This is a genomic window from Mesorhizobium sp. WSM3860 (genome assembly GCF_002294995.1).
Taxonomy (GTDB): Bacteria; Pseudomonadota; Alphaproteobacteria; order Rhizobiales; family Rhizobiaceae; genus Mesorhizobium.
On record NZ_NSGF01000003.1, the window covers coordinates 472,555 to 483,242 of the forward strand.

Here is a 10,688-nt window from a genome sequence, read left to right on the forward strand (position 1 = left end):
CTAGTCGCGCATATTGGTGTGATTCTCGCAAATTCCGTCCGGCCACCGAGCGGATTTCAGCAACTGTTAGCCTTCGCGCGTTAAGAAAGACCTATAGTCAGGCATGGTAACCTGCCCTCCAAATAGTGTTAGGGTTCGAAAGGATAAAGCGTGCTGCATTCCAAGTTGACGCAGGGTCTTGTCTGCCCAGCCTGCTATACTGAGCTTGACACGGCACCCACTGCGCTAACATGCAAGGCTTGCCCTGCGGCTTATCCCCTACGCAAGGGCATTCCGTTCTTCGCCGAGCCGCCGGTGAGGCAGGGCTTCGACGCAAGTTTCCATGAGGAGGCGTATGGTGGCACCAGCGCTCGCGCCCGCTTCTACAATGCTGTGAAGCAAGTCATAACGAGCGAATATTCACCGCACGACACGCTCAATTCGTTTCTGGCGTCTGTGCCTCAAAACGTCGTCATCGTTGAGTTCGGCTCCGGCGCGCGGCGCATACGCCCCGATGTTCTCAACATCGACCTGTTCCCCACCCCGAATGTCGATCTCGTCGCAGATATTGAGCACACTCCGCTTGCAAGCGATTCAGTCGACTGCGTCATTCTGGATAGCGTGATCGAACATGTTCCCAATCCGGCCGGGGTCGTCGATGAAGTGCTCCGCGTCCTCAAACCGGGCGGCAAGCTGCTCTGCATCAACCCGTTCCTGTTTCCCTACCACGGCTATCCCGCCCACTACTGCAACTTCACGAAGGATGGGATCGAGCAGCTTTTGCGGCGGTTCGGCACAGTCGAGGTTCAGACCCATCAAGGGCCAACGAGCGCAATCGTCAACATCATTTCGGAATATGCCGGGGTCGTTGTGGGGCGAGAGAACCGCACCCGTTACATGATAGCCAAAGGCGCGCTTCTTGCGCTGACATTCCCGCTCAAGTTCATCGACAAATTGCTTGTCGATCGCCCGGAGAGTCATCGTATCGCCAGTATGCTCAGCACCGTGGCGGTCAAATAGTCCAGTTGCAGCGCCCTTCGCGACCGGACACTCGCGGCGTGCTCAAAGGCGACGGCATCGGTTTCGCCTGCTTCCTACCCCGAGGCCTGAGAGCCTACCAACTCAGCACCTCGCAGTAGTTAGGCCAGTCCGGTATCGCCGATCCTCTCTGCGCTTTCGGGAAATGTCGTCGCGCCAAGTCCGCGAAATCCGAGCGCGAGAACAGGACGACATGCTTGTCTCCAGTGATGTAACGGTCGGCAAGAAGCGATAGCATGGCGCGCACGCCGCCCGGCTCTATGTCCTTCAAGATGATTTTCCGGCAGCCCCAGCGTTTGCAACAGTCGGCCAGAGATTTGAAGAATATGTCACGTTGATCGACCGGCACATGATGGATGACGTCGGAAATCGTGACGGCATCGTATGATCCGGTTACGTCGGCGATATCCGTGGCAGGCAGAAGTTTGACCTTCGCGCGATTTCCGTCGCTCAGGAATGCCCCGATTGAAGGGGCTAGATCGCACATCGTAACCGGCAAGTCGGGGCGCCGGTTAAGCAGCCGCTCGATAACCGCGCCGTCGCCGCCGCCGATGTCCAGGACCTTCGCGCCACGCGGCAATTCCGCATCGAGAAAACCGGCGATTGCGTTGAGATCGACGAAGACACGGCGATAGACGTTGCCGACCGGCTCGAAATGGCGGCCGAGAATCCTGCGCGCGACCTGACCTGGTGCCAGCATTCCTATTCCTCTTTTCCGGTAGATTGGTGTTTTGCCGGCCTGCGAGGCGACGTCGGCAAGGTTGCGGGTTGCAGATAAAGACGCGGCAGGATGGCCCAGTGCGCGGCGACAAAGTTCCAGACGAACAAGGCGACGGTGGCGATTGGAGTGGCAATCGGAACGCTGAGATTGAGGCCGGAACAGAGGACGACCATCATGGCCACCGAGACAGGATAAGCCGCGACCACGCCTGCAACGAAACGCATGAATGCCTTCAAACGAAGTGGCTCGGCAAACGTAAACCAACTGTGCAGCGAATATCCGATTGGCGTCACGGACAAAAATGAAACCAGGATGCCTACCAGGTAATGTCCACCCAAATGGTCGACGACGATCATGACGACGTTGTGCGCGATGGCGCACACCAGCCCCACCAGCGTATATCGCCAGCCTCGCTCCAAAAGCGGTCTTCCGCTCGCGCGACGCTCCAGCCGCACCTGCTCATCGGTGTTCAGGGCAGGACCAGGCATCGGCGTTAGAAAGCTCCTGTCAGTTTCGCGCGGAGCCGGCACGTGACACGCTCCCGCAACCGCGAGTCGCGCAAATAGCGCCTCGTGCCGTTCGGGCCAAGCGACAGTACAACACGTGCTGCGTGAAGCAGAGCCTTCAAGTCGCCGCCTGACGCGGCGGCCAGCGCTACATTGACGCTGATCGACGCCCTAGCGGCTGGTTCAATCCAGCGCCGGCTGCTCGCCGGTAGCAGGGAAAGATAGCGGTCCAGGACCGTCTGCATTTGCGCCCGGAACTCGCCGGCGTCACGCGATCCGGTAACAGTCAGCGAACTGCCGTGAACCCGAAAGGCTGTCGTGATCTCGTCGTGATACACGACCTGGCCGGTAGCGGCGAGTTTAATCCACATGTCCCAGTCCGCCGTGTACCAGAGCCGCTCATCCATGCCCCCGCACGCCAGCCAGGCGCTTCGCCGAAATATCGGTGCGGGGACCGAGACGAAATTTTGTATCAATAGTCGTCCCAAAAGGAATTCTGCTCCGAGCACCTCGCCGGCCGGCAGCGGACAATTCCAGCGCCCCATCCTGCGGCCCTGGCGGTCGATGATCGCGGTCGGCGCCAGATGAAGGTCGGCCTCGGGCGCGTCAGCAAGCCAGCGACGAGCGGCTTCGACGCGCCCGACCAGCCACAAATCATCCTGATGCAGAATGCAGGCGTGATCGGCGGCCGCCAGTTCGATCCCGAGATTGGTCTTGGTCTGCCACGGCCCAAGGTCCCTTCGCTGAAGCAGCTTAACGGGCAATCGGTGACTGAACCGCTCGACGGTGGCGGCAGTGGCGCTCGTCGGGCTGCTGTCGATAACGACTATTTCCAGATCTTCGTTCGGCTCGGCGGCCAGCGAGTCGAGCGTCGCCGCAATCCATGCTTCTCCTTGATGGACCGGCATGATGACGGACAGAAACGGCTCCTTTTCAACGCCGCTACCTGCTCGAGTTTCCGCTTGGAGGATATTCAGGCGATCAGAACGCACGCCTGTCACCCAGATTATCAAGCAGCAACTTGAGCACGAAGCCGGACAGCACCATCGACATGCCGGCCACGCAGGCGGTGGTGATCACAAAGGTCAGGTGCACCGACTGCTCCATCGGGCCGCCAATGAAGATCCAATGCAGCGCCAGCAGCACGTCCGCGATAAAGCCGCCCGCCGACAGCATGCCGCCGGAAAAGACCAGCCATTCCAGGGGGCGGCCGCGCATCAGCCAGGGCACGATCCGGCCGCCGTGGCCCGGGTGATAGATAGCGATCGCCACCTTGGCCAGCATACCGAAAAGGATCGCCGAAAGGCCAATTAGCGTCGCCATCGCGGAGAGCGCGACGAAGTGAATTCCGAAATACCACCCTCCGATCCGCACAGGTCCCGCCGCCAGGACCGCGAGGCCAGCAATACCGGCCACCAGCAAGGTCGCTCCCGGTATGAGATACATGATGTTGGGTGCATGGGCCACGATCAGCCGCAGATGTCGCCAACCGTCGCGGAACGACCGCAGGTGAGGTGGGCGGCCGCGCTTGTCCGGATAGAGCTTGATCGGCACCTCGCGGATCACGAGGCCTGCGCGATGCGCGTTGATAACCATCTCCGAGGCGAATTCCATGCCGGGCGAGCGCGCGCCCATTCGGCGAAACGCATCGCGGGTGAATCCTCGCATGCCGCAATGAAAATCGTGTATCGGAGAATGGTGAAGCCAGCGGGCAATCGTTGAAAGCACCGGATTGCCGAGATACCGATGCAGGGGGGGCATGGCGCCGGGCTCGATACCGCCGGCGAAGCGATCGCCCATGACCAGTTCGGCACCATCCTCCAGTGCGTCGATGAACTCGCCGAGGCTGCTCCAGTCGTAGGAATCGTCCGCATCCGCCATGACGATGTACTTGCCTCGTGCAGCTTCAGCCGCCGCGCTGATCGCCGCGCCGTATCCCTTGACCCGCTGGTGCACGACACGCGCGCCGAGGGACTCGGCAATCTCCACCGACCGATCGGTCGACCCATTGTCCCCGACGACGACCTCACCCCTGATGCCCCGTTTCGAAAAAACGTCAAGCGCCTTGCGGATGCAGATGCCGAGCGTGCGCTCTTCGTTCAGGCAAGGGATAATGGCCGACACGAGAGGGGCCCTTGCGCCATCGGCGTGCTGCCCATCGAGATCAGTTGCGACGATCGCGAAATTCGACTTGTCGACCATCGTGCCCGCTCCTGGCTAATCGTCACCGTTGCTTACAGCTTGGGCCCCCAACGTTTCCGCAGCCCAACTGCAAGATTAGCAAGAACAAGTTAGGCAAAGATATACAGAACCATACGTGGTTGAGCGAATGACGGTTTGGCCCGTACGGATGGGAGCATGGCGGCGGGGCTTGAATTGGTGGCCAGGCCACGCCCTAAAGCATTCCAGGAAAAGCGTGAACCCGGTTCTGTTCGAGTTGCGCGAAAACAAGTAGTTGGAGCGCCTACACCAGTTCCACTTCGACGACACCAGGCACCGCGCGCATGGCCGACGCGACCTGCGGCGAGATGCGATAGCGGTTGGGGAGTTCGATCTCCACCTCGCCCTGGCCGGCTTCCTTGATCAGCACGAAGCTCACCTGACCCTCGCCCTTCACGGCAAGCTGGTTGGCAACGATGTTGATCGGCTGAGCGTCGCGCACGAAGATGCGCAGCGCCTTTTGGATGCGGCTTGCCTCGTCCTCCAGCGACTGCACCGTCTGGATGCGCAGATTGATCCCCTCCGGCCGGTCTTCGGCCGAGACGGTGATCACCACCGAACGGCCGGGCTCCAGCATGTCGCGATACTGCGCCAGGCCTTCGGAAAACAGCACCGCCTCGTATTGACCGGTGGTGTCGGAAAACTGCACGACGCCCATCTTGTTGCCGGTTCGGGTCTTGCGCTCCTGCTTGGTGGTGACGGTGCCGGCGAGCCGGCCGGCCGCGGCGCCGCGTTTGACCGCGGCGGAGAATTCCGCCCAGTTCTGCACCCGCATCTTCTGCAGCGCGGCCTTGTATTCGTCGAGCGGATGCGCCGAGAGATAGAAACCGACCACCTGGAATTCCCGGTGCAGCTTGTCGGCGGCGAGCCATGGCTCGGCCGCTGGCAGGTTGAGCGCCTGCGATTGCGAGCCGAGCGAAGCGCCAAAAATGTCGGCCTGGCCGGAGATGGCGTTTTGCTGCGCCAGGGACGCGAGCCCCATCATCCGCTCCACGCCGGCCATCATCACCGCGCGGTCGTGCCCGAAGCAGTCCAAGGCCCCCGCCATGATCAGGCTTTCGAAGACGCGCTTGCCGACGATCTTCGGATCCACGCGCTCGCAGAAATCGGCAAGGCTCTTGAACGGCCTCTCACCACGCTTCTCGACAATGTGCTCGACCGCCGCGTCGCCGACGCCTTTGAGAGCCGCCAGCGAGTAGAAGATCTTGTTCTCGCCGACCTCGAAGGGTCGGAAGCTGGTCATCACCGACGGCGCCACCACCTCGATGCCGAGGCGCAGCGCGTCCTGGCGGAAATCGGCCAGTTTGTCGGTGTTGCTCATGTCGAGCGTCATCGACGCCGCCAGGAACTCGACGGGGAAGTGCGCCTTGAGGTAGGCGGTCTGGTAGGAAACAACCGCATAAGCCGCGGCGTGCGACTTGTTGAAGCCGTAGTCGGCGAATTTCGCCAGCAGATCGAAGATGAAATCGGCCTGCGCCTTGCCGACGCCGCGCTCGACGGCGCCGGTGACGAAGCGCTCGCGCTGCTTGTCCATCTCGGCGCGGATCTTCTTGCCCATGGCGCGGCGCAGAAGATCGGCTTCGCCGAGCGAATAGCCGGCAAGCTCCTGCGCGATCTGCATCACCTGCTCCTGGTAGACGATGACGCCTTGTGTTTCCTTCACAAGGTGGTCGATCTTGGGGTGGATCGAGGCCATCTCCTCCTCGCCATGCTTTCTGGCGTTGTAGGTCGGGATGTTCTCCATCGGGCCGGGGCGATAGAGCGCGACCAGCGCGATGATGTCCTCGATGCAGTCCGGCCGCATGCCGATCAGCGCCTTGCGCATGCCAGCACTTTCAACCTGGAACACGCCGACCACCTCGCCGCGCGACAGCATGGCGTAGGTCTCGGGGTCGTCGAGCGGTATCGTCGCCAGGTCGATATCGACACCGCGCCGCCGGATCAATTTCACCGCCGTTTCCAGCACCGTCAGCGTCTTCAGGCCGAGGAAGTCGAATTTCACCAGCCCAGCCTGCTCGACATATTTCATGTTGAACTGGGTGACCGGCATGTCCGAGCGCGGATCGCGGTACATCGGCACGAGCTCCGACAGCGGCCGGTCGCCGATGACGATGCCGGCGGCATGCGTCGAGGCATGGCGGTAGAGCCCCTCGAGCTTCTGCGCGGTGTCGAGCAGCGTCTGCACGATCGGCTCCTTCTCCGCCTCCTCGGCGAAGCGCGGCTCGTTGGCGACGGCGTCCGCCAGCTTGACCGGGTTGGCCGGGTTCTGCGGCACCATCTTGGAGAGCTTGTCGACCTGGCCATAGGGCATCTGCAGCACGCGGCCGACGTCGCGCAGCACGGCGCGCGCCTGCAGCGTACCGAAGGTGATGATCTGCCCGACCTGGTCGCGGCCGTATTTCTGCTGGACATAGCGGATGACCTCCTCGCGCCGGTCCTGGCAGAAGTCGATGTCGAAGTCCGGCATCGAGACGCGGTCCGGGTTGAGGAAGCGCTCGAACAGCAGCGAGAAGCGCAGCGGGTCGATGTCGGTGATGGTGGTTGAATAGGCGACAAGCGAGCCGGCGCCCGAACCGCGCCCCGGTCCGACCGGGATGCCTTGCGCCTTCGCCCATTTGATGAAGTCGGCAACGATCAGGAAGTAGCCGGGAAATTTCATCTTCTCGATGATGCCGAGCTCGAATTCGAGCCGCTCGCGATATTGCTCGACCGTGTAGCCGGGTGTCGGTCCGTGCGCGGCAAGTCGCGCCTCCAGGCCTTCGCGCGCTTGGCGCGCGAGCTCGGCGGCTTCCGCCTTCTCGGCGGCGTCCTTGTCGGCGGCGTCGGCGCCGGTGAAACGCGGCAGGATCGGGCTGCGGTTCTTCGGGTAATAGGAGCAGCGCATCGCGATCTCGACCGTGTTGTCGATCGCTTCCGGCAGGTCGGAGAACAGCCGCTCCATCTCGGCCTGGCCGCGCAGGAAATTGTCAGGCGAAAGCCGCCGGCGATTGTCGGCGGCCACCACCGAGCCTTCGGCGATCGCAATCAGCGCGTCATGCGCCTCATAGTCTTCACGCTTGGAGAAGAAGGCCTCGTTGGTCGCGACCAGCGGCAGTTCGTGGGTATAGGCAAGGTCGACCGTCGACTTTTCGACCATGCGGTCATAGCCGGCAACCCGTTCCAGCTCGACATAGAGACGGTCGCCGAAAAGCTCTTTGAGGAACAGCAGCCGCTGTTCCGCAAGGTCGCGGCGGTCCGCCTTCAGCGCGCTGCCGATCGGGCCGCGCGGGCCGCCGGTCAGGCATAGCAGGCCATCGCAATGGCTCTCCAGCATGGCGCTGGTCATGTGCACCGGCTCGCCGGGCGGCGTTTCCAGATAAACCTTGCTGATCAGCCGGACCAGATTGGCATAGCCGGCCTCGCTGGCGGCGATCAGCACGATCGGTGACATCTCGGGACCGTGCCGGCGGCGGTCGCGTTGGGCGTCAGACGTTTCGCCGGAAAAGGCGAGATCGACCTGGCAGCCGATGATCGACTGGATACCGTCCTTGACCGCCTTCTGGGCGAATTCGAGCGCGCCGAACAGATTGTTGGTGTCGGTCACCGCGATCGCCGGCGCTTCATCCTTGACCGCGTGGCCGACGATAGCGCCGAGCTGCAGGGCGCCCTCGAGCAGCGAATAGGCTGAATGCACGCGCAGATGGATGAACCTTCGCGCAGGCGCCTCCGGCTGCGTGGCCTTCACGACAGCTTCGCGCTGCAAAGGGTCGCGTGGAAGTCGTTCATCCGCCATGTTTTTTTTCGAGCTATCTCAAGGACTCAACCGTGCAGATGTATTGTCCCGGACGCCGCGATGCCAGTCCAGTACAATCGACTGCGAACCACAAGCTTGCGGCCTATTTCGCCCTGGCTCCGGCGAACTCCATGATCACCGCGTCGACCGCCAGGCTGTCGCCCGGTTTGGCGTTTAGCTTCGTCACGGTGAGGTCGCGCTCCGCGCGCAGCACGTTCTCCATCTTCATCGCCTCGACCACGGCCAGCGTCTCGCCGGCCTTGACTTCTTGCCCTTCGGCGACGGCGATCGACACCACTAGGCCTGGCATCGGGCAAAGCAGCATTTTCGAGGTATCCGGCGGCAGCTTTTCCGGCATCAGCCTTTCCAGCTCCGCCGTCCGCGGCAGCATGGCTTGAGCCGTCACCGACATGCCTTTCCAAGCGATACGAAGGCCGTTCAGCGCCGGCCGAACCTGCGCCGCGATCCGGCTGCCGCCGACCGTGCCGCGCCAGATCGCGTCGCCCGGCCGCCAGTCGGAAGCGACCGTCAGCGACTCGCTGCCATCGATCGACAGATCGATCTCCATCGGGATCGAGACCATGCCGTCGAGGATACTGGCGGAAAGATAGTCCGTGCCGATCTTCACCACCCAGTCGCGCTTGAGATGGCCCGAATGCGGCGCCAACCGGCCGCTGAGCCGGTCGAGCCGGTCCCGTCGCAGCAACTCGATCGCGGTAGCGATCGCGGCGAACACCGCCCTCTCCGCGCCGTCCGGTTCGACCGGCGCGAAACCGTCCGGATACTCCTCGGCGATGAAGCCGGTGGAAAGCCGCCCCTCGCGCCAGCGCGGATGCTGCATCAGCGCGGACAGGAACGGAATGTTGTGCTCTATGCCGTCGACGATAAAGCTGTCCAGAGCTTCGGACATGGCATCGATGGCCTCAAGTCGCGTCGGCGCCCAGGCGCAGAGCTTTGCCACCATCGGGTCGTAGAACATCGAGATCTCGGAGCCTTCGGCGACGCCGGTGTCGTTGCGGATCACCACATCGCCGAACGTGCCCTCTTGCGGCGGCCGGTAGCGCGTCAGCCGGCCGATCGAGGGCAGGAAATTGCGGAACGGATCCTCGGCATAGAGACGGCTTTCCACCGCCCAGCCGTTCAGCTTCACATCGCTTTGCCTGATGCCGAGCTTTTCGCCGGCGGCGATGCGGATCATCTGCTCGACCAGATCGATGCCGGTGACGAGCTCCGTCACCGGATGCTCGACCTGCAATCTCGTGTTCATTTCAAGGAAATAGAAGTTCTTGTCCTTATCGACGATGAACTCGACCGTGCCGGCGCTCTGGTAATCGACGGCTTTCGCCAGCGCCACAGCCTGCTCGCCCATGGCCTTGCGCGTCTTGGCGTCGAGGAACGGCGACGGCGCCTCCTCGACCACCTTCTGGTTGCGGCGCTGGATCGAGCATTCGCGCTCACCCAGATAGAGCGCATTGCCGTGCGCGTCGGCCAGCACCTGGATCTCGATATGGCGCGGGTCAATGACGAATTTCTCGATGAAGACGCGGTCATCGCCGAAGGAGCTTTTCGCTTCCGAACGCGCGCGCTCGAAGCCGTCGCGCACTTCCGCGCTGCTCCAGGCGATGCGCATGCCCTTGCCGCCGCCGCCGGCCGAGGCCTTGATCATCACCGGATAGCCGATCTCGCCGGCAATCCTTTCGGCGTGGTCGGCATTTTCGATGACGCCGAGCCAGCCCGGCACGGTCGAAACCTTGGCCTCGCTGGCGAACTTCTTCGATTCGATCTTGTCGCCCATCGCGCGGATCGCCTTGGGCTTCGGCCCGATGAAGACGATACCCTCCTTCTCCAGCGTCTCGCAGAAGGAGGCGCGCTCAGACAGGAAGCCGTAGCCTGGATGAACCGCCCCGGCGCCGGTTTCCTTGCAGGCGGCGATGATCTTCTCAGGCACGAGATAGCTTTGCGCGGCCGGCGGCGGGCCGATATGCACGGCCTCGTCGGCCATTTCGACATGCACGGCATCGCGATCGGCGTCCGAATAAACCGCGACCGTGGCAATCCCCATCTTGCGCGCCGTCTTGATCACGCGACAGGCGATCTCGCCACGATTGGCGATCAGGATCTTCTTGAACATTCGGATGTCGTTCCTCCGGCGAAGTGGTCCAGTTCTATGGACAATTCCGGCGAGCCTCAAGTGGCTGGCCCCTGCCCTTCGGCACTCGATGCCGTTTGCAGAAACGGCGTCGAAAAACGTCGCAACAGACGTTGGCCGCCACCTTCGAACCCGGTAAGGTGGTGGCGAGCGCAAGATAATGGCAGGCGGTATTCGCCTCGCCGGGCAGGCTCGCCGGCCTGCCATAAGCTGAGACTTTTAAGATTGCCTTGGGAGGAATGCCTCATGAAAACGCGTGCCGCTGTTGCCGTTGGTGCGGGAAAGCCGCTGGAGATCATGGAG

8 protein-coding genes are annotated in these 10,688 nt (G+C 62.5%); 1 reads left to right on the forward strand and 7 read right to left on the reverse strand.

The window, feature by feature from the left end; all coding sequences use genetic code 11:
• Window positions 1–150 precede the first annotated feature (150 nt).
• The gene (locus tag CK220_RS08845; RefSeq protein WP_095811133.1) at window positions 151–999 is read left to right on the forward strand and encodes a methyltransferase domain-containing protein; all 849 of its coding nucleotides are present in this window, start codon (window positions 151–153) and stop codon (window positions 997–999) included.
• 94 nt (window positions 1,000–1,093) lie between these two features.
• Here the strand turns inward: CK220_RS08845 and CK220_RS08850 are convergent, their stop codons facing one another.
• From CK220_RS08850 to CK220_RS32235, 7 genes are all read right to left on the reverse strand, one after another.
• Window positions 1,094–1,717: a class I SAM-dependent methyltransferase gene (locus tag CK220_RS08850; RefSeq protein WP_095811134.1), complete on the reverse strand. Its 624-nt coding sequence runs from the start codon at window positions 1,715–1,717 to the stop codon at window positions 1,094–1,096.
• Window positions 1,718–1,719: 2 nt separating this feature from the next.
• Entirely contained in the window at window positions 1,720–2,226 is a 507-nt protein-coding gene (locus CK220_RS08855; protein WP_095811135.1) for a GtrA family protein, read from the reverse strand.
• 5 nt (window positions 2,227–2,231) lie between these two features.
• On the reverse strand, window positions 2,232–3,236 hold the full coding sequence (locus CK220_RS08860; RefSeq protein WP_245429049.1) for a glycosyltransferase: 1,005 nt from the start codon (window positions 3,234–3,236) through the stop codon (window positions 2,232–2,234).
• Window positions 3,226–4,446: a glycosyltransferase family 2 protein gene (locus tag CK220_RS08865; RefSeq protein WP_095811136.1), complete on the reverse strand. Its 1,221-nt coding sequence runs from the start codon at window positions 4,444–4,446 to the stop codon at window positions 3,226–3,228. Before CK220_RS08865 ends, CK220_RS08860 begins: the two co-directional genes overlap by 11 nt.
• A 262-nt stretch (window positions 4,447–4,708) precedes the next feature.
• Window positions 4,709–8,236, reverse strand: a complete 3,528-nt coding sequence (gene dnaE / locus CK220_RS08870; RefSeq protein ID WP_095811137.1) for a DNA polymerase III subunit alpha — start codon at window positions 8,234–8,236, stop codon at window positions 4,709–4,711.
• A gap of 103 nt (window positions 8,237–8,339) precedes the next feature.
• Complete coding sequence (locus CK220_RS08875; protein WP_095811138.1) at window positions 8,340–10,367, reverse strand: acetyl/propionyl/methylcrotonyl-CoA carboxylase subunit alpha; 2,028 nt, start codon at window positions 10,365–10,367, stop codon at window positions 8,340–8,342.
• 56 nt (window positions 10,368–10,423) lie between these two features.
• Window positions 10,424–10,688: hypothetical protein (locus CK220_RS32235; RefSeq protein WP_210201412.1), on the reverse strand; the 265-nt coding region annotated here is incomplete at its 5' end.

Bases quoted from the DNA above. Each gene is read 5' to 3' on its own strand.
- CK220_RS08850 (WP_095811134.1), bottom strand. From the start codon at position 1,717: ATGCTGGCACCAGGTCAGGTCGCGCGCAGGATTCTCGGCCGCCATTTC.
- CK220_RS08855 (WP_095811135.1), bottom strand. From the start codon at position 2,226: ATGCCTGGTCCTGCCCTGAACACCGATGAGCAGGTGCGGCTGGAGCGT.
- CK220_RS08865 (WP_095811136.1), bottom strand. From the start codon at position 4,446: ATGGTCGACAAGTCGAATTTCGCGATCGTCGCAACTGATCTCGATGGG.
- dnaE (WP_095811137.1), bottom strand. From the start codon at position 8,236: ATGGCGGATGAACGACTTCCACGCGACCCTTTGCAGCGCGAAGCTGTC.
- CK220_RS08875 (WP_095811138.1), bottom strand. From the start codon at position 10,367: ATGTTCAAGAAGATCCTGATCGCCAATCGTGGCGAGATCGCCTGTCGC.